Origin of the sequence: Amycolatopsis echigonensis, assembly GCF_014174495.1 — a bacterium.
Taxonomy (GTDB): domain Bacteria; phylum Actinomycetota; class Actinomycetes; order Mycobacteriales; family Pseudonocardiaceae; genus Amycolatopsis; species Amycolatopsis echigonensis.
This window is the reverse complement of record NZ_JACJHR010000001.1, coordinates 281,963-308,460: the sequence shown is the minus strand read 5'-3', so window position 1 is coordinate 308,460 and position 26,498 is coordinate 281,963. Positions and strand designations below refer to the sequence as shown.

The 26,498-nt window shown below is 70.0% G+C and carries 25 protein-coding genes and 1 pseudogene; 19 read left to right on the top strand and 7 right to left on the bottom strand.

Annotated elements, in window-relative coordinates; all coding sequences use genetic code 11:
• On the bottom strand, positions 1 to 1,343 hold a 1,343-nt coding region (locus H5411_RS01510), incomplete at its 3' end, for an AMP-binding protein (RefSeq protein WP_183122729.1).
• Positions 1,344 to 1,449: 106 nt separating this feature from the next.
• Here H5411_RS01510 and H5411_RS01505 point away from each other — a divergent pair.
• The 3 genes from H5411_RS01505 to H5411_RS01495 are packed head-to-tail and all read left to right on the top strand — an operon-like array spanning position 1,450 to position 3,879.
• Positions 1,450 to 2,238, top strand: coding sequence for an SDR family NAD(P)-dependent oxidoreductase (locus tag H5411_RS01505; RefSeq protein ID WP_183122728.1), 789 nt, complete (start codon positions 1,450 to 1,452; stop codon positions 2,236 to 2,238).
• 1 nt (position 2,239) lies between these two features.
• Positions 2,240 to 2,764 carry a nuclear transport factor 2 family protein gene (locus H5411_RS01500; protein ID WP_183122727.1) on the top strand — a complete coding sequence of 175 codons (525 nt, stop codon included), beginning with the start codon at positions 2,240 to 2,242 and terminating at the stop codon, positions 2,762 to 2,764.
• Entirely contained in the window at positions 2,761 to 3,879 is a 1,119-nt protein-coding gene (locus H5411_RS01495) for a zinc-dependent alcohol dehydrogenase (RefSeq protein WP_183122726.1), read from the top strand. Before H5411_RS01500 ends, H5411_RS01495 begins: the two co-directional genes overlap by 4 nt.
• A gap of 7 nt (positions 3,880 to 3,886) precedes the next feature.
• Here the strand turns inward: H5411_RS01495 and H5411_RS01490 are convergent, their stop codons facing one another.
• Positions 3,887 to 4,339 carry a MaoC/PaaZ C-terminal domain-containing protein gene (locus H5411_RS01490; RefSeq protein ID WP_183122725.1) on the bottom strand — a complete coding sequence of 151 codons (453 nt, stop codon included), beginning with the start codon at positions 4,337 to 4,339 and terminating at the stop codon, positions 3,887 to 3,889.
• Positions 4,340 to 4,452: 113 nt separating this feature from the next.
• Here H5411_RS01490 and H5411_RS01485 point away from each other — a divergent pair, with 113 nt between their 5' ends.
• From H5411_RS01485 to H5411_RS01475, 3 genes are read left to right on the top strand one after another with little or no spacing between them, the layout of a single operon-like run.
• Positions 4,453 to 5,682: an FAD-binding oxidoreductase gene (locus tag H5411_RS01485; RefSeq protein WP_312877370.1), complete on the top strand. Its 1,230-nt coding sequence runs from the start codon at positions 4,453 to 4,455 to the stop codon at positions 5,680 to 5,682.
• Between the two features lie 19 nt (positions 5,683 to 5,701).
• On the top strand, positions 5,702 to 6,304 hold the full coding sequence (locus H5411_RS01480; RefSeq protein ID WP_183122723.1) for a dihydrofolate reductase family protein: 603 nt from the start codon (positions 5,702 to 5,704) through the stop codon (positions 6,302 to 6,304).
• An 11-nt stretch (positions 6,305 to 6,315) separates the two neighbouring features.
• On the top strand, positions 6,316 to 6,696 hold the full coding sequence (locus tag H5411_RS01475) for a PPOX class F420-dependent oxidoreductase (RefSeq protein WP_183122722.1): 381 nt from the start codon (positions 6,316 to 6,318) through the stop codon (positions 6,694 to 6,696).
• Here the strand turns inward: H5411_RS01475 and H5411_RS01470 are convergent, their stop codons facing one another.
• The gene (locus H5411_RS01470; RefSeq protein ID WP_183122721.1) at positions 6,697 to 7,515 is read right to left on the bottom strand and encodes an SDR family NAD(P)-dependent oxidoreductase; all 819 of its coding nucleotides are present in this window, start codon (positions 7,513 to 7,515) and stop codon (positions 6,697 to 6,699) included.
• A 90-nt stretch (positions 7,516 to 7,605) separates the two neighbouring features.
• On the opposite strand from H5411_RS01470, the gene H5411_RS01465 reads away from it, so the two are divergent.
• Positions 7,606 to 8,166: a TetR/AcrR family transcriptional regulator gene (locus H5411_RS01465; protein ID WP_183122720.1), complete on the top strand. Its 561-nt coding sequence runs from the start codon at positions 7,606 to 7,608 to the stop codon at positions 8,164 to 8,166.
• Here the strand turns inward: H5411_RS01465 and H5411_RS01460 are convergent, their stop codons facing one another.
• On the bottom strand, positions 8,167 to 9,090 hold the full coding sequence (locus H5411_RS01460) for a LysR family transcriptional regulator (protein ID WP_101441352.1): 924 nt from the start codon (positions 9,088 to 9,090) through the stop codon (positions 8,167 to 8,169).
• Between the two features lie 83 nt (positions 9,091 to 9,173).
• Here H5411_RS01460 and H5411_RS01455 point away from each other — a divergent pair, with 83 nt between their 5' ends.
• Genes H5411_RS01455 through H5411_RS01445 form a run of 3 tightly spaced genes read left to right on the top strand, consistent with a single transcriptional unit; the run spans position 9,174 to position 12,551 of the window.
• Positions 9,174 to 9,881 carry a succinate dehydrogenase cytochrome b subunit gene (locus H5411_RS01455; protein WP_183122719.1) on the top strand — a complete coding sequence of 236 codons (708 nt, stop codon included), beginning with the start codon at positions 9,174 to 9,176 and terminating at the stop codon, positions 9,879 to 9,881.
• A gap of 1 nt (position 9,882) precedes the next feature.
• A complete protein-coding gene (locus H5411_RS01450) occupies positions 9,883 to 11,811 on the top strand; it encodes a fumarate reductase/succinate dehydrogenase flavoprotein subunit (protein WP_183122718.1) in 1,929 nt (642 codons plus the stop codon).
• Complete coding sequence (locus tag H5411_RS01445; protein WP_183122717.1) at positions 11,808 to 12,551, top strand: succinate dehydrogenase/fumarate reductase iron-sulfur subunit; 744 nt, start codon at positions 11,808 to 11,810, stop codon at positions 12,549 to 12,551. Before H5411_RS01450 ends, H5411_RS01445 begins: the two co-directional genes overlap by 4 nt.
• Positions 12,552 to 12,616: 65 nt before the next feature.
• On the opposite strand, the gene H5411_RS01440 is transcribed toward H5411_RS01445, so the two are convergent.
• A complete protein-coding gene (locus H5411_RS01440) occupies positions 12,617 to 13,489 on the bottom strand; it encodes a DUF2382 domain-containing protein (protein ID WP_183122716.1) in 873 nt (290 codons plus the stop codon).
• Between the two features lie 453 nt (positions 13,490 to 13,942).
• Between H5411_RS01440 and erm the strand changes: the two genes are divergently transcribed.
• Entirely contained in the window at positions 13,943 to 14,704 is a 762-nt protein-coding gene (gene erm / locus H5411_RS01435; RefSeq protein WP_183122715.1) for a 23S ribosomal RNA methyltransferase Erm, read from the top strand.
• Positions 14,705 to 14,806: 102 nt separating this feature from the next.
• The gene (locus tag H5411_RS01430; protein ID WP_183122714.1) at positions 14,807 to 16,267 is read left to right on the top strand and encodes an aldehyde dehydrogenase family protein; all 1,461 of its coding nucleotides are present in this window, start codon (positions 14,807 to 14,809) and stop codon (positions 16,265 to 16,267) included.
• On the opposite strand, the gene H5411_RS01425 is transcribed toward H5411_RS01430, so the two are convergent.
• Positions 16,258 to 16,866 (bottom strand): TetR/AcrR family transcriptional regulator, encoded by a 609-nt coding sequence (locus H5411_RS01425; RefSeq protein WP_312877368.1) that lies wholly within the window; start codon positions 16,864 to 16,866, stop codon positions 16,258 to 16,260. The two genes, H5411_RS01430 and H5411_RS01425, sit on opposite strands and share 10 nt — an antisense overlap.
• 127 nt (positions 16,867 to 16,993) lie before the next feature.
• Here H5411_RS01425 and H5411_RS01420 point away from each other — a divergent pair.
• Together H5411_RS01420 and H5411_RS01415 are read left to right on the top strand one after the other, a co-directional pair.
• Positions 16,994 to 18,901: pseudogene (locus tag H5411_RS01420) on the top strand (primary-amine oxidase); the annotation flags it as partial.
• Positions 18,902 to 18,915: 14 nt separating this feature from the next.
• Positions 18,916 to 19,827 carry a LysR substrate-binding domain-containing protein gene (locus tag H5411_RS01415; RefSeq protein WP_183122712.1) on the top strand — a complete coding sequence of 304 codons (912 nt, stop codon included), beginning with the start codon at positions 18,916 to 18,918 and terminating at the stop codon, positions 19,825 to 19,827.
• 31 nt (positions 19,828 to 19,858) lie between these two features.
• Here the strand turns inward: H5411_RS01415 and H5411_RS01410 are convergent, their stop codons facing one another.
• Positions 19,859 to 21,100: a flavin-containing monooxygenase gene (locus H5411_RS01410; protein WP_183122711.1), complete on the bottom strand. Its 1,242-nt coding sequence runs from the start codon at positions 21,098 to 21,100 to the stop codon at positions 19,859 to 19,861.
• 226 nt (positions 21,101 to 21,326) lie between these two features.
• On the opposite strand from H5411_RS01410, the gene H5411_RS01405 reads away from it, so the two are divergent.
• The 5 genes from H5411_RS01405 to H5411_RS01385 all read left to right on the top strand — a co-directional run bounded on the left by H5411_RS01405 (position 21,327) and on the right by H5411_RS01385 (position 26,487).
• Positions 21,327 to 21,749, top strand: a complete 423-nt coding sequence (locus H5411_RS01405; RefSeq protein WP_101440217.1) for a RidA family protein — start codon at positions 21,327 to 21,329, stop codon at positions 21,747 to 21,749.
• The gene (locus H5411_RS01400) at positions 21,746 to 22,423 is read left to right on the top strand and encodes a DUF1028 domain-containing protein (protein WP_101440218.1); all 678 of its coding nucleotides are present in this window, start codon (positions 21,746 to 21,748) and stop codon (positions 22,421 to 22,423) included. The genes H5411_RS01405 and H5411_RS01400 overlap by 4 nt, the downstream gene beginning before the upstream one ends.
• Positions 22,423 to 23,556, top strand: coding sequence for a M20 family metallopeptidase (locus tag H5411_RS01395; RefSeq protein ID WP_101440219.1), 1,134 nt, complete (start codon positions 22,423 to 22,425; stop codon positions 23,554 to 23,556). The genes H5411_RS01400 and H5411_RS01395 overlap by 1 nt, the downstream gene beginning before the upstream one ends.
• A 26-nt stretch (positions 23,557 to 23,582) precedes the next feature.
• Entirely contained in the window at positions 23,583 to 24,989 is a 1,407-nt protein-coding gene (locus tag H5411_RS01390; RefSeq protein WP_101440220.1) for an aspartate ammonia-lyase, read from the top strand.
• Positions 24,990 to 25,143: 154 nt separating this feature from the next.
• Positions 25,144 to 26,487, top strand: coding sequence for an MFS transporter (locus H5411_RS01385; protein ID WP_183122710.1), 1,344 nt, complete (start codon positions 25,144 to 25,146; stop codon positions 26,485 to 26,487).
• The last annotated feature ends 11 nt before the right edge of the window (positions 26,488 to 26,498 follow it).

The following is a 26,498-nucleotide window of genomic DNA, read 5'->3' as shown; positions in this document are numbered from 1 at the left end:
ATCACGGCGACCTCCGCGACGCCGGGCAGCGCGTAGATCGCGTTCTCCACCTCGGTCGGGTACACGTTGAACCCGCCGCTGACGATCATGTCCTTCTTGCGGTCGACGATCCGCAGGTACCCGTCGACCATCCGGCCCACGTCTCCGGTCGCGATCCAGCCGCCGTCGAGGATCGTCTCCGCGGTCTCCTCCGGCAGGTTCCAGTAGCCGGCCATCCCCGCGTCCCCGCGCAGCTGGATCTCGCCCGCCTCGCCGTCCGCGACCGGCTGCCCGGAGCCGTCCGCCAGCCGCATCTCGATGAACGGGCTCACCCGGCCCGCCGAGCCCAGCCGCGCCGGCAGCTCGCCGCCGGGGTCGAAGAGATGGTCCTGCTTCGGCAGCCACGAGGACCACGGCATTTCGGTGAGCCCGTAGGACTGCACGAACACCGGGCCCAGCACGGCGATCGCGCGGGCGAGCCGGTCCGGCGCGATCGGCGAACCGCCGTAGAGCACGGTGTGCACGCTCGACACGTCGTGTTTGCCGGACTCCAGCACCGGAAGCATCAGGTTGATCATCGTCGGCACCAGCGGCAGCACGGTCACCCGGTGCTTTTCGACGATCTCCGTCAGCTCTTCGGCGTCGAACCGGCCGAGCGCGATCTGGCTCGCGCCGCGCAGGAAGCACGCGAGCATCGCGTAGCCGCTGAGGTGGGTCAGCGGCGCGGTGTGCGCCAGCACGTCGGAGCTCGCCGCGCCGGGCAGCTCCACGAGCATGTTCCGGATGATCGCCAGCAGGCTCCGGTGCGTGTGCACGACGCCCTTCGGCCGCCCGCTGGTGCCCGAGGTGTAGGGCATCCAGGCGACGTCGCCCGGCCAGACCTCCGCCGGATCGGCCTCCCGTTCCGGGAAAAGCTCCTGGAACGGCACCGCGTCCCCGGCCGGATCGTCCAGCGCCACCAGGGTTTCGCTGACCACCGAGCTGATCTCCGCCAGCCGTTCTCCGTCCACGACCACCGCACGGGCCCCGCAGTCGGCGACGATCTCGGCGACCTCGCGCGGATGCAGCCGGTAGCTCAGCGCGACGCGGACGAAACCGCCGATCGCCAGCGCGTGGTCGAGCACGAAGCATTCGGACCGGTTCTTCGTCAGCACCACGACCCGGTCGCCCTTGGCCAGCCCGAGCGAGCGCAGGCCGCCGACCAGCCGCCGCGCCAGCGAACCCAGTTCCCGGTAGGAAACCGTGCGGCCGCCGGGTTCCACGATCGCCGGGCGGTCCCCGTACTCGCGGTGCCCGCGCAGCAGCACGGACGCGACGGTCGGGCCGCCGCGGGCTTGCCGCGCGGTGCGCGCCGGGTCGTTCACGTCGATACCTCCTCGGATAACTCTGATACTAGTAAGCGCGAGCTGCCGAGGAGCTGTCAAGAGGCGAGAACTATGATACTGGTTAGAGCGGACGAAGGGAGCCGCCATGACCTCAGCGGACGGGGAAATCGCGCTCGTCACCGGAGCCGGGGGCGCGATCGGGACGGAAATCTGCCGGGCGTTGCGCGCCGCCGGGGCGCGGATCGCGCTGGCCGACGTCGACGAAGCCGCGCTCGAACGGACCACGGCCGAGCTGGGTCCAGGAGACGACCTCGCCTCCTTCGCGGCCGATCTCGCCGACGACCGGCAGTCCGCCGAACTGCCGGGCCGGGTGCGCGAGCACTTCGGCGGACTGGACATCCTGGTCAACAACGCCGGGGTCCGCGAGGTGCTCCCGCTGCTCGACCTCACTCCCGAACAGTGGCGGCGGACCCTCGACATCGACCTCGTCGCGCCGTTCACGCTGGCGCGCGCGGCCATTCCAGGCATGATCGCCCAGGGCGGCGGCAAAATCGTCAACATCGCGTCGATGGCCGGGCTCGCCGCGTTCCGCGACCGCGCCGCTTACAGCAGCGCTAAAGCGGGCTTGATCATGCTGACGAAGGTCATCGCCGTCGAGTGCGGCGACCAGGGCATCCGGTGCAACGCCGTCGCGCCCGGCGTCGTCGAAACCCCGATGACCAGTTCGTTCTTCCACTCCGCCGGCATGACCGCCTCGATCCGCGCCAACACCCCGATGCGGCGCTGGTGCGGCCCGGCGGAGATCGCCGAACCGGTCGTGTTCCTGTGCGGCCCGCAAGCCCGGTTCGTCAACGGCACCGTGATCCCCGTCGACGGCGGCTGGACCGCGGGCTACTACGGCGCCGAACTCTCGCCCCGCCCGAAGGAGGCCTGACATGCTGACCCACGAAGAACTGGCCGCGAAACAGGAAATCGCCGACCTGCTGCTCGGCTACTGCCGCGGCATCGACCGGTGCGACGCCGAACTGGTCAAACAGGCGTTCTGGCCGGACGCCTACGACAACCACGGCGCGGACGCGGGCCCGGCATGGGAGTTCGCGGACCGGATCGTCGCGGCGAAACTCGCGACCACGGAATGGACAACGCACGCGGTCGCCAACCACCTCGTCGAACTCGACGGCGACCGAGCGTTCTCCGAGGCGATCGTGCTGACCTTCCAGAAACAGAAGGACCAGGACGAGATCAACGTCTTCTGCGGCCGCTACGTCGACCGCGTCGAACGACGCGACGGAAGCTGGCGCATCGCCTACCGGCAGATGATCCACGACTGGAGCGGTTCCACCGTGCTCGCCCCGTGGGCGCTGGGCAGTGTCGCCAGCGGAGCGTTCGTCCAGGGCGCCCGCCGTGACGCCGATTTCGTCACCGGCCCCGGCCGCTCGGACCTGATGGGAGCGAAATGAAAGCCCGCGCCGCGGTGCAGGTCGCCGACCGGCGCTTCGAGATCGAAGAGTTCGCCGTGCCCCGGATCGGCCCCGAGGAAGCGCTCCTGCGGGTGGACGCCTGCGGCATGTGCGGCAGCGACGTCGAACAGTACGACGGCGGATTCGCCGCGCTCGGCGTGACCTATCCGGTCATCCCCGGCCACGAACCGATCGGGACCATCGCCGAGATCGGGTCTGAGGCCGCCCGCCGCTGGGGCGTGCGCGCCGGAGACCGGGTCGCGGTCGAACCGGTGCTCGGCTGCGGTTCCTGCCGGGCCTGCCTCACCGGTTCTTACCGCCGCTGCAAGGGATCCGGCAACGGCGCGGCCATCAACGCCTACGGCTACCTGCCGACCTCGCTGACGCCGAGCTTGTGGGGCGGCTACGCCGAATACCTGTACTTGCACCCCCGCACCGTGCTGCACAAGCTCCGCGACGATCTGCCCCTGGAACTGGCCGCGCTCTATCAACCGATGGCCGCCGGGATCCGCTGGTTCGCCCACGATTCCGGGCTGCGCAGCGGAGACACCGTGGTCATTCTCGGCTGCGGGCAGCGCGGGCTGGCCGGTGTCGTCGCCGCCCGCGACGCCGGAGCCGGCCGGATCATCGTGACCGGCCTGGCGCGCGACGCGCACAAACTGGAACTGGCCAAGCTTTTCGGCGCCGACGTCGCCGTGGTCGCCGACCAGGAAGACACCGTCGCGGCCGTCTTCGAGCACACCGGCGGCGAAGGAGCCGACGTGGTCGTGGACGTCACCGCGGTGTCGACGCAGCCCATTGTGGACGCGATCGCGGTCGCCAAGCCCGGCGCGACCGTCGTGCTGGCCGGGGTCAAAGGCTCCGGCGCGACCGTGCCGGGCTTCCTGCCGGACGCGGTCATCACCAAGGAACTCACCGTGAAAGGCCTGTGGTCGCAAGACATCCGCGCGTTCGAGCCCGCGCTCCGGCTCATCGAATCGGGAAGGTATCCGCTGATGCGGATGCACACCCACACCTTCGGCCTCGACTCCGTCGCGCGAGCCGTGGAGACGTTGGCCGGACGCGTGCCCGGGGAGGACGCGGTGCACGTGATGATCGCCCCGGACTTCGGCTGAACGCGCGTCAGGGGCGAGTGCGGACCAGGTAGGACATCAGGCCGGTCTGCGCGACGACGCCGTCCTGGGTCACCAGGTCGTACTGCACCCGGACGACCCCGGCATCGCCGCGGCCGGTCATCCGAGCGCCGGTCACCCGCGCCCTCGCGTGCACGGTGTCGCCGAACCGCAGCGGTGCCCGGAACTCCCAGTTCTCGATACCCAGCAACGCCAGCGCCGAGCCCTCGAACGCGCCGGTCCGCGAACTGAGGCCGAGGCACCACGACAATCCGAGCGCGCCGTGCGCGACCCGTTCGCCGAAGCGCCCTTCCGCCGCGGCGACCGCGTCGGTGTGCATCGGGTTGTAATCGCCGGTCGTGGCGGCGAACGAGACCACGTCCGCTTCGGTCACGGTGCGGCCGGGCGAAACGAGGGCCTCGTCCGCGCCCATCGCCGCGAAGTCCTCGAACCACAACGGCACCGTCAACCACCTCCGAACGCGCTCAGGCTATCCCGCGCGGAACGCCACGGCGCTCAGCACGCATGCGCGTTTCGTTCAAGAACAGCAGCGCCGCGAAGCCTAGCGTCAGCTCCGTGATCGACCTGACCTCGCAAGACGGCTTCTCCCCCGGCTCGCCGGGCACCGAGACCGGTCCACGGTTGGTGCTTCCCTGCCGGTCGATCTCCGATGTCGTTCAAGCCATGGCTTACGCGGCGGAGATCGGCGCCCGCATCGTGCCGCGCGGTGGCGGGCATTGCTTGGTGAACCGGTGTCCGGCCGACGGGATCGTCGTGGAGCTGTCCGGGCTGGACCGAATCACGGTCGACGACAGCGGCGTAGCGACGATCGGTGCTGGCGCGCGGCTGGGAGCGGTGTACGCGGCGCTGCACGACGAGGGGCGGACGATTCCAGCTGGCTGCGGCGACACGGTCGGCATCGCGGGGCTGACGCTCGGGGGCGGGATCGGGCTTCTCGGCCGCCAGTACGGGCTGACCTGCGACCGGCTCGTCGGCGCGCAGGTCGTGCTCGCCGACCGGAGTGTCGTGGAGTGCGCCGAACACCGGGAATCCGAGCTGTTCTGGGCGTTGCGCGGCGCGGGCGGCGGACAGTTCGGCATCGTCACGGAGCTGCGGTTCGCGACCGTGCCGGAGCCGTCGGTCTGCCGGATCGAGGGACACTGGCCGGCACCGCAAAACCTCGTCCCGGCATGGCAGGACTGGGCGCCCGACGCGCCCGACGGATTGACCGCGAACCTCACCGTCCAAACCGGACGCACGACGCTCTTCGGCGCCTCCACCCTGCCGCCCGCCGAGACCGAGGAGCTGCTCAGGGAGTTCACCGCGCGGGCCGGTGTTCTGTATGCAATAGACCTCCGACTGGATGTTCCCTACAGCATGGTGAAGCCGACCTTCAGCGTGCTGGACCCGGTCGGCGGGAGCCGCCGGGTCCGGTCGGAGTTCTTCTCCCGCACGCTGTCGGACCGCACCACGAGCCAGCTGCTCGATCAGCTGACCGGAACCCGGCGGCTGGCGTTCACGGCGATGGGCGGGGCGTACCACCGGGTCGCGGAGGAAGCGACCGCGTTCGCCCATCGCGGCGAGCGGTTTCTGCTGGAACAGGTCGGCGACCCGGGCGATCCGTGGGTGGACGAGGCGTGGCGCGCGGCGCACGCGGAGGGCTCCGGCCGGGTTTACCCGAACTTTCCGGACCTCGCGCTCGAGGATCCGGCCCGGGCGTACCACGCGGGCAACTACCCCAGACTCGCCGCGCTCAAGAACAGGTACGACCCGCTTCGGGTTTTCGACTTTCCCCAGGCTCTGTGAACGACTACTAAGGAGCAGCATGACCAAGGTGTTCAGCGCCCTCTCCGTCTCGGTCGACGGCTACATCAGCGGCCGCCGCCCGGCGGGGGCCGACGAGGTCGGCAGCGGGCTCGGCGACGCCGGGGCGCTGTTCGACTGGTACTTCACCGGCGACACCCCGAGCAAAGTCTTCGACGGATTCAGCCTTTCCGAGCCCAGCGCCCGGGTTTTCGACTCGCTCGCCGCCCGCGTCGGGGCGACCGTCGTCGGGCACGCCACCTACGACCATTCAAGCCACTTCGGCGGCAGTGGCCCGCATCCGACCGCGCCGTTGTTCGTGGTCAGCCACCAGCCGGTGCCGGAGCTGAGCGAGGCGCAGACCCAGGCGACCAGCGTCGAAGAGGCCGTCGCGGGCGCGCGGGCCGCGGCGGGCGGCAAGGACGTCGCGCTCATGGGCGGCGTCCTGGTCACCGAGGCGATCAAGGCCGGGCTGGTCGACGAGTTCGTCCTCCACCAGGTCCCGATCCTGCTGGGCGGCGGGCGGAGCTTCTTCGGCGAGCTGCCCGAGCACGTCCGGCTGCGGCTGGTCGAAGCCGTCCCGGCGCCCGGCGTCACCCACCTGCACTACGAAATCCTCCGCTGAAAGGAATCCCCATGCTGAACCCCGATGTCCGCCGCGTCCTCGACGGCACCCCGATCGCCCACCTCGCGACCGTGCTCCCGGACGGGTCGCCGCACGTGGTCCCGGTGTGGATCGGCACGCGCGGCGACCGGATCGTCTTCCTGACCGGCCCGGACAGCCGCAAGGCCCGCAACCTCCGCCGCGACCCGCGCGTGGCGATTTCCCTTACCCCGCCGGACAATCCGTTCGAGCCGATCACCATCCGCGGCCGGGTCGCCGAGTGGATCGAAGGCGACGAGGCGTGGGCGATCATCGACGAGGTGGCCAAGAAGTACATCGGGCAGCCGTACCCGCGGGAGCAGGTGCGCATCGTCGGCCTGATCGAGCCGGAGACTCAATCGGTCGGGATGTAGTCAGAACGCGACGGACGCGGCCAATTCCTGTTGTGCTTCAAGGCGGTTCAGCCGTTCGGTGAGTGCATTGTGGACGGCCGAGTAGGTGTCCGAGCCCAGGGACAGGCGCAGCGGCGGGTTCGGCTGAAGGGTGGTCTCGTACAGGAGCGCAGCGATCTTGGCCGGGTCACCGGGAAGGTCGCGGTCTTCCAGCGACTCCAGATAGCGCCGGGTCCGGCCGACCGGATTGTCGCGGTAGGGCTCGGTTTCGGTCGTGTAGCGCAACGCCGACACGAAGCCGGTCCGCGTCCCGCCGAGCTGCGCCACGGTGAGGTGGATGCCGAAGTCCGCGACCTCGCGGCTGACGCTCTCGGTGTATCCCTCCAGGCCCCATTTGCCCGCGTGGTACGCGCTGTGCGTGGGCGAGCCGATCTGGCCGCCCATGCTGGAGATCTGGATGATCCGGCCGCCGCCCCGCTCGCGCATCGGGCCGAGGAACGCGCGGGTGATCAGCATCGGGGCGAGCAGCAGCACCTCGATCTGGTCGCGGATCTCCCCGGGCGTCATCTCCTCGGCCGCGCCCACGACGGCGTACCCGGCGTTGTTCACGACGACGTCCACCGGCCTGGCCCGCTGCGTCTGGTCGATCACCGCGGCGACCTCGGCCGGGCGGGTGAGGTCCATCCGCTCCACGACGAGACGGGGCGACGCGGGCAGCGCGTCCGGCCGCCGGGCCGTCGCGGTCACGTAGTCCCCGCGGTCGAGCGCCTCCCGGACCAGATGACGGCCGAGGCCGCCGGAACCGCCGGTCACGAACCAATGCCGAGGTGCGGACGTCACGAGAGCTCCCGGAGGGCTAGAGTTAATCGGAATGCGTTCCGCTTGACCTTATCCGGAATTCGTTCCGGATAGCAACCCGGGAGGGAACCCGTGTCCGACGCCCCGCGCCGCACCAGGCGAGACGCGCTCGAAAACCGTGCCCGGCTGCTGGAGGTCGCCGCGCGGGCCTTCGCCGAACAGGGGCTCGACGCGGCGCCGGCCGCGATCGCCAAGCAAGCCGGGGTCGGCGTCGGCACGCTCTACCGGCATTTCCCGACCCGCGAAGCCCTCGTCGACGCCGCCTACCGGCATCAGCTCGCGGGGGTTTGCGAGCAGGCGCCGGCGCTCCTCGCGCAGCACCCGGCCGACGAAGCGATGCGGGCGTGGCTGCGGCGGTTCCTCGCCTACGTCAGCGCTAAGCACGGGATGTCCGAAGCGCTCAACACCGTGATCGCGTCCGGCGTCGATCCCTTTTCGGACAGCCGGAAGCTGCTCCTCGACGCCGTCGGCGAACTGCTCGCGGCCGGCGCGGAAGACGGCACGCTCCGGTCCGACGTGCCCGCCGAAGACGTCCTGCTCCTGATCGGCGGCGTCGCGTATTCCGCGCAGCACTGCGAAGAACCGCAGGCGCAGCGGCTCATCGACCTGGTGCTGGACTCCCTCGCCCGCTGATCACCGGCCGACGAGCGGGCGCATGCCGGGCGGCAGCCGAGCGACCCCGCCGCCCAGGTACTGCACCACGGCCTCCTGGAGCGCCCGCACGGCGCGCGGCTGCTCGACATCCCGCCGGTACGCCAGCCGCACCACGCGGTTCAGGCCCGGCTCGGTGAACCGCGTCCGCCGGAACCGGTCCCCGACCACGGTGCTCGGCACGACCGCCAGCCCCAATCCGGCTTGGACCAGCTCCAGCACCGCGTCCATTTCGCCGCCTTCGATCGCGAAGAGCGGGTCGAAGCCTTCGGCACGGCAAGCGGCCACGGTCGCCTCGCGCAGGTCGTAGCCCTGCCGGAACATCACCAGCGGCTGGCCGCGCAGCGCGGCGATCGGCATCCGGCCGCGCACCGGCGCGGGCGCGTCCTTCGGCGAGATCACCACCAGGTCCTCGACGAACAGCGCGCGGCTCTCCAGCCGCGCATCGTCGTGGACGCGGCTGTCCACGATCATCGCCAGGTCGAGCCCGCCTTCCGACAGCGCGGTCTGCAGGTCGCGGGACCCGCTTTCGTGCAGCACCAGCTCGATCCCCGGATAGTCCCGGCGGAACGCGGCGAGCATCGCGGGCAGCAGGCCGGTGCACAGGCTCGGGGTCGCGCCGAGCCGCACCCGGCCGCGGCCCAGTTCGTCCAGTTCCCGGATCGCCCGGTACGCGGATTCCGTTTCGGCGAGGATCCGGCGCGCGATCGGCAGCAGCGTCTCCCCCGCCTCGGTGAGCGTGACATTCCCGCGGATCCGGTGGAACAGCGCCGCGCCGACATCCCGTTCCAGGGCGCGGATCTGCTGCGACAGCGAGGGCTGCGCCACCCGCATGCGTTCCGCGGCCCGGGTGAAATGCCGCGTCTCCGCCACTGCCAGGAAATACGCCAGCTGCTGGAACTGCATGACCGCCATCATAGGCACTGCCTCTCGTTTCGAGAGAAATCATGTGTTTGCCCTCTCGTCAGCGCCGACCTACCGTCGGAGGCGTGGCACTCGCACCCGCTCCGCCCCGCCGTCGCCCGGCGCTGGTGACCTTCTGGCGTTCGACCATCGGCAAGAAGGTCGTCATGGCCGTCACCGGGCTGATGTTCGTCGCGTTCCTGTTCGTGCACATGGCCGGGAACCTCAAGGTCTTCCTGGGACCGCGGCACTTCGACGACTACGCGGCCTGGCTTCGCACCATCGGCGAACCGGTGCTGCAGAACGCCTGGTACCTCTCGATCCAGCGAGTCGTGCTCGTCATCGCGTTGGTGCTGCACGTCGTCGCGGCGGTGCAACTGTCCAAACGGGACCGGCAAGCCCGCCCGGTGAAGTACGCGCACGGGCAGCGGCGCAAGGCCAGCTTCGCGACGCACACCATGCGCTGGGGCGGCGCGACGCTCGCGCTCTACATCGTGTGGCACATCCTGGACCTCACGGTCGGCGTGGCCAACCAGGACTTCCGCGAGGGCCACCCGTACCACAACATCGTCGCGGACTTCCAGGTCTGGTGGGTCAACCTGATCTACATCGTGGCGCTGCTGATGCTCGGCCTGCACATCAACCACGGCTTCTGGAGCGCCGCGCAGACCCTCGGCATCACCAGCAAAACCCGGGACCGGGCGCTCAAAACCGTCGGGTCCGTGCTCGCCGTCGTGATCACCGGCGGCTTCCTGATCGTGCCGATCGCCGTGATGGCGGGATGGGTGGCCTGACATGACCAACTACACGGTCGGCGAGCCGATCGCCGACACGCAAGCGCCGGCCGGTCCGATCGAGGACCGCTGGGACAGCCGCCGCTTCGGCGCGAAGCTGGTCAACCCGGCCAACCGGCGGCGGCACCGGATCATCGTGGTCGGCACCGGCCTCGCCGGGGCGTCCGCCGGCGCGACGCTCGCCGAACAGGGCTACCACGTGGTCCAGTTCTGTTTCCAGGACTCGCCGCGGCGCGCGCACTCAGTCGCCGCGCAGGGCGGCATCAACGCCGCGAAGAACTACCGCAACGACGGCGATTCGGTCTACCGGCTCTTCTACGACACGGTGAAGGGCGGCGACTTCCGGTCCCGGGAGTCCAATGTGTACCGGCTGGCGCAGGTGTCGACGCAGATCATCGACCAGGCGGTGGCGCAGGGCGTGCCGTTCGCCCGCGAGTACGGCGGGTTGCTCGACACCCGGTCGTTCGGCGGCGTCCAGGTGCAGCGCACGTTCTACGCGCGCGGCCAGACCGGACAGCAGCTGCTGCTCGGCGCGTACCAGGCGCTGGCGCGGCAGATCGACGCCGGCGGCGTGGAGATGCACCCGCGGACGGAGATGCTGGACCTGATCGTGTCCGACGGCCGGGCGCGCGGGATCGTCGCGCGCGACCTGGTGACTGGCGAGGTGACCACGCATCTCGCGGACGCCGTCGTCCTCGCGACCGGCGGCTACGGCAACGTCTTCTACCTGTCCACCAACGCGAAAGGCTCCAATGCCACCGCGATCTGGCGGGCGCACAAACGCGGCGCGTACTTCGCGAACCCGTGCTTCACGCAGATCCACCCGACCTGCATCCCGCGCTCGGGCGAGCATCAGTCGAAGCTGACGCTGATGAGCGAATCGCTGCGCAACGACGGCCGGATCTGGGTCCCGAAGCAGCCGCGCGACCCGCGTCCGCCGCGGGAGATCCCGGAGTCCGAACGGGACTACTACCTCGAGCGGATGTACCCGAGCTTCGGCAACCTGGTCCCGCGCGACATCGCCTCCCGGGCGGCCAAGAACGTCTGCGACGCCGGGTTCGGCGTCGGTCCCGGCGGGCTCGGCGTGTACCTCGACTTCGCGGACGCCATCGAGCGGATGGGCCGCCCTGCGGTGGAAGCCAAGTACGGCAACCTGTTCGACATGTACGAGCGGATCACCGCGGAGAACCCGTACGAGGTCCCGATGCGGATCTACCCGGCGATCCACTACACGATGGGCGGCCTGTGGGTCGACTACGACCTGCAGAGCACCGTGCCCGGCCTGTTCGTGATCGGCGAGGCCAACTTCTCCGACCACGGCGCGAACCGGCTCGGCGCGTCCGCGCTGATGCAGGGCCTCGCCGACGGCTACTTCGTGCTCCCGGCCACGCTCAACGACTACATCGCGCGGAGCAGCTTCCCCGCACTCGACCCGGCCGATCCGGCGGTCGCCCAAGCCGAAACCTCGGTGCGCGACCGACTCGCACGGCTGCTGTCCGTGCGCGGCACGCGCAGCGTCGACTCGTTCCACCGCGAACTGGGCCACCTGATGTGGGACCACTGCGGAATGTCCCGGACCGCCGAAGGCCTGCGGAAAGCACTCGACCGCATTCCGGAACTGCGCGCCGAATTCTGGCGGGACGTCCGCGTCCCGGGCACCGGCGCCGAACTGAACCAGGAACTCGAAAAAGCCGGTCGCGTCGCCGATTTCCTGGAACTCGCCGAACTGCTGCTGCTCGACGCCCTGGTGCGCGAGGAATCGTGCGGCGGCCATTTCCGCGAGGAACACCAAACCGAAGACGGCGAGGCCCAGCGCGACGACGAGCGGTTCTCGTACGTCTCGGCCTGGGAGTACGGCGAACACCCGGTGCTCCACCAGGAATTCCTGGACTTCGAGCACGTCCACCCCACCCAGCGGAGCTACACGTGAAACTCACCCTGCGGGTCTGGCGCCAGTCCGGCCCGGACGACGACGGCAGGCTGGTCGACTACCCGGTCGACGACGCCAGCCCGGACATGTCCTTCCTGGAACTCCTCGACGTCCTCAACCAGCATCTCATCGAGGACGGCGCCGAGCCGATCGCGTTCGACCACGACTGCCGCGAAGGCATCTGCGGCTCGTGCGGCGTGGTGATCAACGGACACGCGCACGGCCCGGAACGCACCACCACCTGCCAGCTGCACCTGCGTTCGTTCCGCGACGGCGACGTCCTGGACGTGGAACCCTGGCGCGCCAAGGGTTTCCCGGTGATCAAGGACCTGGTGGTCGACCGCTCGGCGTTCGACCGGATCATCGAGGCGGGCGGCTACGTCACCGCACCGACCGGCAGCGCTCCCGAGGCGCACGCGACGCGGGTGCCCAAGCCGGACGCGGATCTCGCCTTCGACAACGCGACCTGCATCGGCTGCGGCGCCTGCGTGGCGGCGTGCCCGAACGGCTCGGCGATGCTGTTCACCGCGGCGAAGGTGGCGCACCTGAACTCCCTGCCGCAGGGGCAGCCGGAACGCGCCCAGCGGGTGCTCGACATGGTGGAAACCATGGACGCGGCGGATTTCGGCGGGTGCACGAACACCGGCGAATGCGTCGCGTCGTGTCCCAAGGGCATTCCGCTGACGAGCATCGCGAACCTCAACCGGGAATTCCTGAAAGCCAGCCGATCGCGGCGCTAGCCGGGCGCGCCCGCTGCCTCCCGCCCGGAATCGATCCGGCGGGAGACAGCGGCGTCGCGGGCGGGTCAGGACTTCTTGCCCCGCCGGCTGTCGTCGTCGATGTCGATCCGCTCCTTGCGGACCTTCCCCTCGACAGTCTGCTCCTCGGTCACCTGCTCGGTGCCGAGACGCACCCGCTCCACCGGCACGGTTTCCTTCTGCACCACCGGCTTTTCGGCGTGCAGCACGACGTCCTGCTCCGTCTCGCCGATTTCGGCCCGGCCGGCCGCCTTGGCGTCGGTGATCGGCTCGCGCTCGACGCGCACTTCCTCGTGCGTGACCGGCACGGTCACCTGCTCGTCCTCGGTCACGACGTACTTGCGCAGCCGGACGTGGCCGGTTTCGACCTGTTCGGTGCCGACCCGCAGGCGTTCCTCGGAACGGACCACGTCGCCTCGGCCGGACGCGTCGTGCCGTCCGCCCTCGGCCGCGGCGGTCTCCTGGCCGGTCGGCTGCCCGCGGCCAGCGGTGCCGCCCATCGCAGCCTCGCGCCCACGGCCCGCGGCACCGCCTGCCGCACCGCCCGCGGCACCGCCTGCCGCCGCGTCACGGCCGCGGTTCCGGGCGTTCTCGCCAGTCGCGCGCGGCGTCGGCAAGCCGTAGTACTTGTACAGCTCAGCGCTTTCCTTTTCGGAAAGGTGGCCCTCGGCGTCGATGCGCGGAGCGTCGGACACCTGGTCCTTCGCGACCTGGACGTGCAGCCCGTCCTTTTCCATGCCCGCACCGGACAGCGGCACGAAGCTCTCCTTCTGGCCGAACATCCCGGTTTTCACCGTCACCCACTCCGGCCGCCGCGTGTCGTCGGCGAGATAAACCGTGCCGACCTTGCCGATCTTGCTGCCCGAATTGTCCACGACGGTGCTGTCGACGAGATCCTGCGGCTGGATTGCGCGTACCATGGATCCACTCCATTTCCCGAATCGGATTTCGTGCTTCGGTTCCCACTGTCCGGCTGGTCAAAGTGCCGCGCAAGGTCCGCACCCCTCAGCCGAGCGACCCCGTTTCGTGTCAGTTTGCGGGCCGTGATCAGCGGGTAGTTCCGTCACGAGAGGACCGCGCGAAGGCGGTTCCCGCCGGAATTGCCGAAAATTGTTCAGCTGCCGGATCCCGGAAAGGCGCGACCCCATTCCGGCAGCTCCGCGCGGCCCGGCGGGAAAACTCGGATGCGGCCGGTCGCGCCGGTCGGCTAGGCTTTCGCCCATGGGTGCCGCTTTCGCCGCATACGCAGTGACTCGCCTCCGCAACGCCTGAGCGCCGGGCGCACACCGCTCCGCCGCGCTCTCCCCCGTTGTCCGTCCGGGCCGCCTTCCTGGCCCCCGGGTCGCTTCTTCCTGCGCGGAGTCCGCATCCTCATGTCTGCCCGACCTTACGGCGGACGGCACGAACTCGGCCAGAACTTCCTGGCCGACCCCGCCGTCATCGCCGCTGTCTGCACTGCCGCCGCCCGCACGACCGGTCCCCTCGCGGAACTCGCCGCGGGCGACGGCGCGCTGACCCTCCCGCTCAGCCGCACCGGCCGCCCGCTGACCGCGGTCGAACTCGATCCCCGCCGCGCCCGCCGCCTGGCTCGGCGCACCGGCGACCACGTCAAAGTCGTCCACGACGATCTGCTCCGGCATCGGCTGCCCGAGGTTCCGCACACCGTCGTCGGCAATCTTCCCTTCCACCTCACCACCGCGACCTTGCGGCGGCTGTTCCGGCAGCCGCACTGGGAACTCGCGGTGCTGCTGGTGCAATGGGAAGTCGCCCGTCGCCGGGCCGGAATCGGCGGGGCTTCCCAGATGACCGCTGCCTGGTGGCCGTGGTTCGAATTCGCCGTCCCGGCCCGGGTCCCGGCGCACGCGTTCCGCCCTCGCCCGGCCGTGGACGGCGGAATCCTCGTGATCACCCGCCGCACGGACCCGCTCGTCCCTGATCAGGCGGGGTACCAGGAGTTCGTCCGCGCAGTCTTCACCGGACGCGGCCGAGGGCTGGGCGGGATCCTTCCCCGCACCGGCCGCGTCAGCGCCCGCGCGGCGCACACCTGGCTGGCCCGGAACCGCCTGTTGCCGCAGGCACTCCCGCGCGACTTGACTGCCGAGCAGTGGGCATCGCTGTGGGAGCTGACGCAGTGACGTTGCATCGATTCGCCTGATGCACGGCAGCGAAAAGCTCTGCTTTCCCGCACCGCGGTACCTGGCGATAGTGAGCGGAAGCGACGAAAGGCGGTTCCGAGAATGAACCAGGGCGACTGGGTGCACGAGGCTGCGCAATTGCGTCCCCGTACGGCGGCCTTTGTGGACGGTGATTGGCTCGACGCCAAGTCCGGCAGGACTTTCGCCACCGTCAACCCGGCCACCGGGCACCCGGTCGCCCACGTGGCCGAATGCGGCCGAGACGAGATCGACGCCGCGGTCGCCTCCGCGCGGCGAGCGTTCGAGGACGGCCGCTGGTCCCGGCTCGCCATCGCCGAACGCAAGAAGCGCCTCAGGAGGCTGGCCGAGCTCATCCGTGCGCACGGACGGGAACTGGCGCTCTGCGACACCCTCGACGTCGGCCGTCCGATCTCGGACACGTTCGGCCAGGACGTGCCCGCGACCGCCGAGTGTTTCGCGTGGTACGCCGAAGCTCTCGACAAACGCAACGACGAGGTCGCGCCCACCCCTCCGGGCGCTTTCGCCGCGATCCGGCGCGTGCCGCTCGGTGTGGTGGGCGCGGTCGTGCCGTGGAACTTCCCGCTCGACATCGCCGGGTGGAAACTCGCTCCGGCATTGGCCGCGGGCAACAGCGTCGTCCTCAAACCCGCCGAGCAATCCCCGCTCTCCGCCCTGCGGCTGGGAGAACTCGCGGCGGAGGCGGGAATTCCGGACGGAGTGCTCAACGTCGTGCCGGGCTTCGGCGAGACCGCGGGGCAGGCGCTCGGACGGCATCCGGACGTCGACGTCCTCGCTTTCACCGGGTCGACACCGGTGGGCGGGCTGTTCCTGCGCTACGCCGGGGAGTCGAACCTCAAACAGGTCTGGCTCGAATGCGGCGGCAAGAGCCCGGTCGCGGTGTTCGCCGACGCGGACCTCGACGCCGCCGCGGACCTGGTCGCGTTCGGTTTCTGCGCGAACTCCGGCCAGGTCTGCTCGGCGACGACCCGCCTCCTCGTCCAGGCCGCGGCAGCCGACGAATTCCTCGCCCTGCTGCGGGAGAAGGTCGCCGCGTGGGTGCCCGGCGATCCGCTGGACCCGGCCACGAGACTGGGCCCGATGATCGACGAGAGCGCGGCGGCGCGGGTGCTGGCCGCCGTCGAGGCCAGCAGCGGAACCGTCGTCGCTGGCGGCACTCGCCGGGGCGCGTTCCTGGACCCGACCATCGTGACTGACCTGCGCGCGGACGATCCGCTGGTCACCGACGAACTATTCGGACCCGTGCTCGCAACGCAGCCCTTTGAGACTGAAGCGGACGCGATCAGGCTGGCGAATGACACCGCATACGGCCTCGCCGCGTCAGTCTGGACCCGCGACCTCGCCCGCGCACACCGCCTCTCGGATGCAATCCACGCCGGGACGGTCTCGGTGAACACAGTGGACGCGCTCAGCGTCGCGACCCCGTTCGGCGGCTTCAAGCAGTCCGGCTTCGGCCGCGACCTTTCACTGCATTCGTTCGACAAGTACACCGGCCTCAAGACGGTCTGGACGGCCTACGCCTGACCGAGATCGCGTCCGGTTTCCGCGGCCAGATATCCCAGCATCAGCTCGCGCGTCCTGCCTGCAGACAAGCTGGTGTTGCGCCCGGCGAGATGCAGGCCGTAGGCGTCCTCCAGCGCCACCGCGTTCGCCGCGATGTCCGCTGCGGGCGAGCGCAACTGGAACGCCCCGGTGTCCTGGCCGTGCGCGAGCGCGGCCGAGTACAGCGACACCTCGCGGTCCCACAGCGCGGTCATCAGCACCGCGTGCGCCGGGTTGCGCGCCGCGTGGACGTGCATTTCGTACAGCACCCGGCACAGCGGATCGCCTTCCCCGGCGGGAAGCCCCGCGTCGACCAGCCGCACCAGCCGCCGGACCGGATCCTCCTCCGCCTCCGCCGCGCGCGCCCGCGCCCAGTAGAACCGGTCCACCGCGTCGCGGTGCAGCTCGAACAGCAGATCGTCGAGGTCCGGGTAGTAGTAGCTGACCGAGCCCGCCGACAGCCCGGCCTCCTCGGCGACGTCGCGCACGCGGAGGCCGGCCAGCCCCCGCGCCCGGATCGCGCGGGCGGCCGCCGCCACCAGCTCGTCGCGCCGCTTCGCCTGGTCCTTGGGTCGTGCCACGTCCAGGATTATTGATGACGTGCATCGAAAAACCCAGTACCGGTTCCGGAGAATCCGCCCCTTAAGGGCCTTGCCAGGCCCGACCGCCACGGCGCATTCTTTGCGCTAGACCGCAAAGAATGAGGAGACGCGCATGGCCCACCCCCTCTCGCGCCTGGCCGAAGACGAGGTCGCCCGCAACCGCGCGCTGCTGGTCGAAGCCGGCATCGCGACCGAGAGCACCCGGTTCGCCCTCGTCTCGCTGCTCGAACCGGCGAAGGCGGCTGTGCTGGCCTGGCGGCCGGGCGACCCGGTGGACCGCCGCGTCCGCTCGCTGCTGCTCCACCGGAAGACCGGCGCGGTGCGCGAGACGATCGTGTCGCTGACCAGCGGCGAGATCGTGGCCGACCGGGCGGTCGACGTCGTGGCCGAGGGGCAGCCGCCGATCCTGCACGAGGAGTTCGACCTGGTCGAGGAGATCCTCTGGAAGGACGAGGCGTGGAACGCGGCGATGCGCCGCCGCGGCATCGAGGAACCGCGTTCGGTCCGGATCTCCGCGTTGAGCGCCGGATGCTTCGACCTTCCCGGCGAAACCGGGCTGCGGCTCGTGCGCTGCCTGGCGTTCCTGCAGCTCAACAAAGACGACAACCTCTGGGCGCATCCGATCGACGGCGTCGTGGCCTACGTCGACCTGATCGCCGGCCGCGTGCACGGCCTGGTCGACGACGGTCCGGCCGAGATTCCGCGCACCGCCTACGACTACCACCTCGACCGGCCGGCCCGGACGACCCAGAAGCCCATCGTGATCACCCAGCCCGAGGGCCCGAGCTTCATCGTCGAGGACGACGTCGTCACGTGGGAGAAGTGGCAGTTCCGGATCGGCTTCACCGCGGTCGAAGGTCTTACTCTGCACCAAATCGGGTTCCAGGACGGCGAACGGCTGCGTCCGGTGGTCTACCGCGCCTCGGTCGCCGAGATGGTCGTGCCCTACGGCGACCCCAGCCCGGTCCGGTTCTGGCAGAACTACTTCGACGCGGGCGAATACTCGCTGGGCAAGGAAGCCAACTCCCTCACCCTGGGCTGCGACTGCCTCGGCGAGATCCGCTACTTCGACGCCACCGTGCACGACGACGACGGCCAGCCGCACACCATCGCCAACGCGATCTGCATGCACGAGGAAGACGCCGGCGTGCTGTGGAAGCACACTGACCACTACAACGGGAGTGCCTCCACCCGGCGGCAGCGTCGGCTGGTGATCTCGTTCTTCGTCACCGTCGGCAATTACGATTACGGCTTCTACTGGTATCTCTACCTCGACGGCACGATCGAGCTCGAGTGCAAAGCCACCGGCATCGTCTTCACCTCGGCCTTCCCCGCCGACGACGACTATCCGTGGGCCGCTGAAATCGCCCCCGGCATCGGCGCGCCGTTCCACCAGCACCTGTTCTCCGCGCGGCTCGACATGATGGTCGACGGCCTCTCCAATGCGGTCGACGAGATCGACGTGCAGCGAGTCCCGATCGGCCCCGGCAATCCATACGGCAACGCCTTCACCCGGAAGATCACCAGGCTGGCCAAGGAATCCGAGGCAGCCCGGCTCGCCGACGGCAATCTCGGCCGCACCTGGCGGATCAGCAATCCCGAGTCCCGCAACGCGCTCGGTAAACCGGTCGGGTACACGCTGCACCCGGAAGGCCTGCCGCCGTTGCTGGCCGACGACGCGTCGTCCATCGCCCGCCGCGCCGCCTTCACCCGCAAACACCTGTGGGTCACCGCCTACGCCGAGGACGAGCGCTTCCCGGCGGGCGAGTACGTCAACCAGAACGACGGCAAGACCGGCATCGACACCTGGATCCAGGCCGACCGCGACCTCGACGGCGCCGACCTCGTCGTGTGGCACACCTTCGGGCTCACGCACTATCCGCGCACCGAGGACTGGCCGATCATGCCCGTCGACCACACCGGGTTCACGCTCAAACCCAGCGGATTCTTCGACGCCAATCCGGCGCTGGACACGCCCGCCCCGCAACCGCAGCGTCCCGATTGCTGCCACTGAGGCAGGATGTCGGCATGAGCGAGCCTTCCTTCACCCTCGTGCAGCTGCGCTACTTCGAGGCGGCCGCGCGGCATCTGAGCATGACAGCCGCGTCGAAGGAGCTGATGGTGTCGCAGTCGGCCGTTTCGACGGCGATCGCGCAGCTCGAGAAGGAAATGGGCGTGCAGTTCCTGCTGCGCCACCACGCCCGCGGGCTCAGCCTGACCACCGCCGGCGAGGAGTTCTACAAGCGGGTGCTGGATTTCCTGGCGCACGGCGCGGAACTGGTCGAAACCGCCCGGCAATCCGGCACCGACCTGGTCGGGACGCTCACCGTCGGCTGCTTCACCACGCTCGCGCCGTTCCGCCTGCCGAGCCTGCTGGCCGAATTCGAGGCTCGGCACCCGCGCGTCCACGTGTCGCTGCGCGAGGGCGAGCACAAAGCGCTCAAGGCCGCGCTGCGGGCCGGGGAAACCGAACTCGCGATGCTGTACGGCTACGACCTCGACGACGACATCGACCGCGAGGTGGTCGGTACCGCCGCTCCGTACGCGCTCGTCTCCGAGGACCACCGGCTCGCCCGGCGGAAGAGCCGCAAGGTGTCGCTGCAGGACCTGGCGGACGAGCCGATGGTGCTGCTCGACCTGCCGCACAGCCGGGAGTACCTGCAATCGATCCTCAGCGACGCCGGGGTGGCGCCGCGGATCCGGCATCGGACCAGCGGGTACGAGACCGTGCGGGCGCTGGTGGCGTCCGGGCACGGATTCGCGTTGCTCAACCAGCGTCCGCCGAATGACACGACTTACGCGGGCGCCAGCGTCGTGCCGCTCGCTCTGACCGACGATGTTCCGTCGCTGGAGATCGTGCTCGCGACGATGCGCGGCGTGCGGCTCACGCGGCGAGCACAGGAATTCCGAGAGCTGTGCCGCGCCATGTACTCGCGATAGCGGCGCGAGCGAACCCGCGCCGCCCACTCGATCAGAAGTTCTGGTACCCGCGCTGGATCGCGACGTGATCTGCCACGAATTTCGCGTCATGCCATACGCCCCAGATGAAACTCGACCCGCGCCGCGCCAGCCACGGCAGGCCGATGAAGTACACGCCGGGCGCGACAGACACGCCGCGGCGGTGCTTCGGCCGTCCGTTCTCGTCGAAGGCGTCGACCTGCAGCCAGCTGTAGTCGACGGCGAACCCGGTCGCCCAGACGATCGAGGTCACTCCGGCGGCGGCCAGATCCAGCTCCAGCACCGGATCGGTGACGCACTCCGGGTCCGGGCCCAACTCGCGGGCGGACGGTTCCTCGGGCAGGTCGAGCCCGTTGCGGGCCACGTAGGCGTCGGCTTCGTCAAGCAGGGCAAGGTAATTCTCGTCGCCCGCCGCGATGTTCTTCGCCAGGTCCGTCGCGAAGCTGAGCTTGCCGTCGGCATACGCGCCGGTCATGCCGACGAGCGTGATGCCGAGCCCGGCCAGCGCGCGGAAGTCCACGGTGTGCCCGCCGCGCGCGCCGCTGACCGCGATGGTCACGTGTTCCGCGCCGGCGGGCGGCGTTTCGGCGTCCCACTTGCCCAGAACGCCGAGCCACCAGCAGAAGTCGCGGTCGCGGTAGCTGCGCGGCGGACGGTCGTGCGGGCCGACGGACAGGTACACCTCGCGTCCCGCACGACGCAGTTCCTCGGCGATCTGCACGCCCGACGAACCCGCGCCGACCACCAGCACCGCACCTTCGGGAAGCTGCTCCGGGTTCCGGTAGCCGCTCGAGTGGAGCTGCACCGGACCGGCGTCGGCGGGCACGATCGGCGGGATCACCGGCCGCTGGAACGGACCGGTCGCGGCGATGACGAACCGGGCGTCGACGGTTCCGTCCGAGGTTTCGGCGCGGAACCCGGGCCTGCCCTCGTGCCTCCGCACCGACGTCACCTCGACCCCGGTGCGGACCGGCGCGGCGATTTTCTCCGCGTACGCCTCGAAATACGCCGCGACCTGGTCCTTCGACGCGAATTCGCCGGGGGCCACGTCGGGGAATTCCAGGCCGGGGAACCGGTCGTGCCACGCGGGGCCGTTCGCGACGAGCGAGTCCCAGCGCTCCGTCCGCCAGCGTTCGGCGATCCGGTTCCGCTCCAGGACGAGGTGCGGCACGCCGCACTCGCTCAGGTGCTCGCTCATCGCCAGGCCGGCCTGTCCCCCGCCCACGACGAGGGCCTCCACCTGTTCGCTCGACATCCCAGACCTCCGCTCCGGCTTCAGCGCGGTTCAGCGCCGTCTCCCCGGATCCTCACGGCCCGCACTGCCCGTGTCCAACAGATGTTTCCGGCACTCAAGATCTGTTTTCCCGATGCAGATTGCATCACTGATTCCGATGCATTGGTCCGGAAAGATCTACTGGACAGAACCTCGGCCGCGCGGTCAGGCTGAGGCGTCCGACGACCGCCGCACGGAAGGCCACGCAGTGACTGTCCACCGTCGCATCCGCCCGTTCAACACCCGGGACACCTACCCGGAGCAGAACCTCGACAACGACCTGTGCCAGGCCGTCGTCGCCAACGGGACGGTCTACGTCCGCGGCCAGATCGGGCAGGACCTCGACACGAGCGAATCGGTCGGGATCGGTGACGTCGCCGCGCAGGCCGAGCGGGCGATGGCGAACATCAAGATGCTGCTCGAAGAAGCGGGCAGCCGGATGGAGCACCTGGTCAAGCTCACGATCTACCTGGTCGACCCGCGCTACCGCGAGGCCGTCTACCGCACCGTCGGGCGCTGGACCACAGGCGTGCACCCGATCTCGACCGGCGTGGTCGTGTCCGCGCTCGCCCGGCCGGAATGGCTGTGCGAGATCGACGCGATCGCGGTGATCCCGGAGGAGGAGAAGTGACCTTTTCGATCGTCGCCCGCGACACCGCCGGTAACGCCGTCCGGTTCGGCATCGCGGCCAGCTCGTCCAGTCCGGCGGTCGTCGCCCGCGTCGCGCACCTGCGCCCGGGCCTCGGCGCGGCGGCCTCGCAGAACATCACCGACCCGCGGCTCGGCGGACGGCTGCTCGACCGGCTCGCCGAGCACGGGGATCCGGAGAAAGCACTCGCCGACGTCACGTCGGCGGCGGAGCACATCGAGTACCGGCAGCTGACTGTGGTCGGCCGCACCGGACCCGGTTTCGCTTACAGCGGCCCGAAAACCCTCGGTACACATGCGTCGGCGACGGCGGACGGAGTGGTCGCGGCGGGCAACATGCTGGCCGGCGAGCACGTCCCCCAGTCCATGGTGGACGCTTTCGCCGACGCGAGCGGCGAGCTCGAACAGCGTCTCCTCGCGGCCATGCGCGCCGGGCTCGCGGCGGGCGGCGAGGAAGGACCGGTGCGGTCCGCCGGGCTCGTCGTCGTGTCCACTGCGGACTGGCCGGTCACGGATCTGCGCGTGGACTGGGCGGACGAGCCGATCGAGCAGCTCGCCGAACTCCTCGACGTCTGGCTCCCGCAGCGCGACGACTACGTGACCCGCGGCCTCGACCCTGCCGCTGCACCGTCCTATGGCGTGCCGGGTGACGAGTGATGGGCACCAGCAAAGCGGCCGCGCGCGCCGAGGTGGAACGGCACGCCGACGAGCTGATCCAGCTGTCCGAGCGGCTGCACGCCGACCCGGAAACCGCCTGGGAAGAGCACCGCTCGGCGGCTGCGGTGCCGGAACTGCTCGACCGGGCCGGGTTCGCCGTCACCTCGAAGTACCTCGGACTGGACACCGCGTTCCACGCCAGCTTCGGCTCCGGTCCCCGGCGGATCGCGCTGTGTGCCGAGTACGACGCCCTGCCCGGCCTGGGCCACGCCTGCGGGCACAACCTCATCGCGGCCAGTTCGATTGGCGCCGCGCTCGGGCTCGCTCGAGTTGCCGATGACCTCGGGATCACCGTCGAGGTCTACGGCACCCCGGCCGAGGAGGGCGGCGGCGGGAAGATCGAGCTGCTGGAACGCGGCGCGTTCGCTGGGGTGGACCTCGCGATGATGGTGCATCCGGCGCCGGTGGACGTGGCCGAAGCCCGGCCGTTCGCCGTCAGCCACTCGAAGGTTGCCTACACCGGCAAGTCCGCACACGCCGCCGCTTATCCCGAGGCCGGGGTCAACGCGGCCGACGCGTTCACTGTCGCTCAGGTCGCGATCGGCCTGCTGCGGCAACACCTTCCGGCCTCGGTCCGGGTGCACGGAATCGTGACGCACGCCGGGGACGCCCCCAACGCGATCCCCGAGCACGCGTCCGGCCGATGGTACGTACGGGCCGAAACGCTGGCGGAACTGTCCGAAGTGGAGCCACGCGTCCTGCGGGCGTTCGAGGCCGGCGCGCTGGCCACCGGCTGCGAGCTGAGTGTCGAACCGGAAAGCAAGCCCTACGCCGAATTCCGGGCTGACGAGACAGCGTTGGCCGCCTACCGCGCCAATGCCCTCGAACTCGGCCGCGAGTTCGCGCCGGACGGCACAGCGTCGCGGATGAACCGCGCCTCCACCGACATGGGCAACGTCTCGCAGGTCGTGCCCGCGATTCATCCCTACATCGGCATCGGCTCGCTGCCCGCGATCAATCATCAGCGCGAGTTCGCCGCGCATTGCGTCGGCGGCACCGCGGAACGGGCCCTGCTCGACGGCGCGATCGCGCTGGCGTGGACCGGCGTCGACCGCACCGACCGCATCTCCTGAACTGCCCCTCCCCGGGAAGGACACCGATGTCCAGTACCCGCTCCGAACACGACATGCTCGGCGAGATCAGCGTGCCCGCCGACGTCTACTACGGCGCGCACACCGCCCGTGCGCTGGTCAACTTCCCGATCACGCGCGAAACGCTCGCCGACCGGCCGCACCTCGTCACCGCGCTGGCGACCGTCAAGGAGGCCGCCGCGCGCGCCAACGCGGAGGTCGGCGCGCTCTCCCCGGAACGGGCCGCGGCCATCGTCCAAGCCTGCGCGGAGATCCGGGACGGCCGCCTGCACGACCAGTTCGTCGTCGACCTCATCCAAGGCGGCGCCGGGACCTCGACCAACATGAACGCCAACGAGGTCATCGCCAACCGGGCCCTGGAACTGCTCGGCCACGCCCGCGGCGACTACGCGCAACTGCATCCGCTCGACCACGTCAACCTCGGCCAGAGCACCAACGACGTCTACCCCACCGCGGTCAAACTCGCCCTCGACCGGCATCTCGCCGAACTGCTCGGTGCGCTCGCCGCGCTGCGGGAAGCGTTCGCGAACAAGGCGATCGAGTTCGCCGACGTCCTCAAGATGGGCCGCACCCAGCTGCAGGACGCCGTCCCGATGACGCTGGGCCAGGAGTTCGGCGCGTTCGCCGCCACGCTCGGCGAGGACGAGCAGCGGCTCGCCGAAGCCCGGCTGCTGCTGCACGAGCTGAATCTCGGCGGCACGGCGATCGGCACCGGCCTCAACGCGCGCCCCGGGTACCGCGAGAGAGCCGTCGAGCATCTGCGCGAGCTGACCGGCATCGCGACGCTCGTCTCCGCGCCCGACCTGATCGAGGCGACCCAGGACGTCGGCGTCTTCGTGCAGCTGTCCGGCGTGCTGAAACGCGCGGCGGTCAAATTGTCCAAGATCTGCAACGATCTCCGGTTGCTCTCCTCCGGGCCGCAGGCGGGATTCGGCGAGATCACGCTGCCCGCGCGGCAGGCCGGGTCGTCGATCATGCCGGGCAAGGTCAACCCCGTCATCCCGGAGGCGGTCAACCAGATCGCCTTCGAGATCATCGGCCACGACGTCACGATCACGCTCGCCGCCGAAGGCGGGCAACTGCAGCTCAACGCCTTTGAACCGATCATCGCGCGGGCTTTGACGGCTGGGCTCGACCACTTGACCGCCGGTGCCCGGGTGCTCGCCGAACAGTGCGTACGCGGCATCACCGCACGCCGAGAACACCTCGCCGACCTCGTCGCCGCCTCGACCGGGCTGGTCACCGCGCTGAGTCCGGTGCTCGGCTACGAAACCGCGTGCACGCTCGCCTTGGAAGCGCACCGAACCGGCCGTCCTGCCCTGGAACTGGTGCGGGAACGGCGGCTGCTGACCGATGCCGAAGTCGGCACGCTGATCACCCCGCAGGCCCTCACCGGCGGACCGTCCGGCACGTGAACGCTGTGTTTCCCCGCCGTCAGCCGCTCGTGTCGGCACAGCTCAGCGCTTCTGCATAACCCGAACAGATGCCTTGCTTTGCTTATTACTTCTTGTTAGATGCCGCGAGCCGCTCTTAGCGTCCTCCCGGAGAACCGGTCCAAGGAGGCCATTCATGACCGCACCCGACGCCTCTCCGGCGCCCGATCTCGCCGGGCACAGCGCCGATCCCGCCATGCTCCGCCGCAGCGTGGCCGCCGGCGCCGTCGGCGTTTTCGTGCACTGGTTCGACTGGGCTGCCTACGCCTACCTCGCCAGCACCATCGCGTCCGTGTTCTTCCCGGCGGGCAACTCGACCGCGGGCTTGCTCGCGGTGTTCGGCGTCTTCGCGGTGTCGTTCGGGATCCGCCCGATCGGCGCGCTGATCTTCGGGCCGCTGGGCGACAAGATCGGCCGCAAGCGCACGCTGTCGGTGGTCATCTTCGTGATGTCCGGGGCGACGCTCGTGATCGGCCTGCTGCCGGGGTACTCCACGATCGGCATCGCGGCCCCGATCCTGCTGGTGCTGCTGCGCTTGCTGCAGGGTCTCGCCGCGGGCGGCGAGTTCGGCAGCGCGGCGAGCTTCCTCGCCGAGTACGCGCCTCGGCGGCGTCGCGGCTTCGGCGTCAGCTGGCTGGAAGTCGGTTCGCTGCTGGGCTTCCTCGCCGGTTCGTTCGTGTTCCTGCTGCTGTCGGTCGGCCTGACGGGCCCGCAGCTGGCGTCGTGGGGCTGGCGCGTCCCGTTCCTGATCGCCGCGCCGCTGGGCGTCATCGGGTTCGTCATCCGCAGCAAGATCGAGGACACCCCGGAGTACCGCGCCCTCGAAGCGACCGACAACGTGCCGCGCAGCCCGGTCCGGGAACTGTTCCGCCACAACAAGAAGCAGCTGCTCCAGGCGGCCGGGCTGATGACCATGATGCACGTGCCGTTCTACGCCGTGCTCACGTATCTGGTCACCTACGAGACCGATTACCTCGGCCACTCGTCCGGCAGCGCGGCGGCACTGTCCACAGTGATCTCGCTCGTCGGGCTGTTCCTCGTGCCGTTCTTCGGCCGCCTTTCCGACCGGGTCGGACGGCGACCGGTCCTGATCGGCGCGGGTGTCGCGCTCTTCGTCCTCGCCATCCCCGCGTACCTGCTGATGCGCACCGGCCTCGTCGGCACCTGGATCGGCGGGCTCGCCCTCGGCGCCATCCTGGCGGCGATTCTCGGCACCTACGCGGTGTGGTCGGCGGAGATCTTCCCGACCCGCACCCGCCAAAGCGGGCTCTCGATCGCGTACAACATCACTGCCGCGCTGTTCGCCGGAACCGTGCCGTACCTGATGACGGTCCTGATTTCCGCCACCGGCAGCACGCTCGTGCCCGGTCCGTACCTGATGGTCGCCGCCGCGGTCGGCCTCATCGCGGCGTTTTCGATGCGCGAGACCGTCGGAACCCCGTTGCTGCACAAGGAAGACCTGGAGAACACCGAAGCCTGACTCCTGCCCTC

Excerpts from the sequence above, each read along its gene's own strand:
- H5411_RS01505 (WP_183122728.1), top strand. The coding sequence starts at position 1,450 with ATGACCTCAGCGGACGGGGAAATCGCGCTCGTCACCGGAGCCGGGGGC.
- H5411_RS01500 (WP_183122727.1), top strand. The coding sequence starts at position 2,240 with ATGCTGACCCACGAAGAACTGGCCGCGAAACAGGAAATCGCCGACCTG.
- H5411_RS01495 (WP_183122726.1), top strand. The coding sequence starts at position 2,761 with ATGAAAGCCCGCGCCGCGGTGCAGGTCGCCGACCGGCGCTTCGAGATC.
- H5411_RS01480 (WP_183122723.1), top strand. The coding sequence starts at position 5,702 with ATGACCAAGGTGTTCAGCGCCCTCTCCGTCTCGGTCGACGGCTACATC.
- H5411_RS01475 (WP_183122722.1), top strand. The coding sequence starts at position 6,316 with ATGCTGAACCCCGATGTCCGCCGCGTCCTCGACGGCACCCCGATCGCC.
- H5411_RS01460 (WP_101441352.1), bottom strand. The coding sequence starts at position 9,090 with ATGCAGTTCCAGCAGCTGGCGTATTTCCTGGCAGTGGCGGAGACGCGG.
- H5411_RS01450 (WP_183122718.1), top strand. The coding sequence starts at position 9,883 with ATGACCAACTACACGGTCGGCGAGCCGATCGCCGACACGCAAGCGCCG.
- H5411_RS01440 (WP_183122716.1), bottom strand. The coding sequence starts at position 13,489 with ATGGTACGCGCAATCCAGCCGCAGGATCTCGTCGACAGCACCGTCGTG.
- erm (WP_183122715.1), top strand. The coding sequence starts at position 13,943 with ATGTCTGCCCGACCTTACGGCGGACGGCACGAACTCGGCCAGAACTTC.
- H5411_RS01430 (WP_183122714.1), top strand. The coding sequence starts at position 14,807 with ATGAACCAGGGCGACTGGGTGCACGAGGCTGCGCAATTGCGTCCCCGT.
- H5411_RS01415 (WP_183122712.1), top strand. The coding sequence starts at position 18,916 with ATGAGCGAGCCTTCCTTCACCCTCGTGCAGCTGCGCTACTTCGAGGCG.
- H5411_RS01410 (WP_183122711.1), bottom strand. The coding sequence starts at position 21,100 with ATGTCGAGCGAACAGGTGGAGGCCCTCGTCGTGGGCGGGGGACAGGCC.
- H5411_RS01395 (WP_101440219.1), top strand. The coding sequence starts at position 22,423 with ATGGGCACCAGCAAAGCGGCCGCGCGCGCCGAGGTGGAACGGCACGCC.
- H5411_RS01390 (WP_101440220.1), top strand. The coding sequence starts at position 23,583 with ATGTCCAGTACCCGCTCCGAACACGACATGCTCGGCGAGATCAGCGTG.
- H5411_RS01385 (WP_183122710.1), top strand. The coding sequence starts at position 25,144 with ATGACCGCACCCGACGCCTCTCCGGCGCCCGATCTCGCCGGGCACAGC.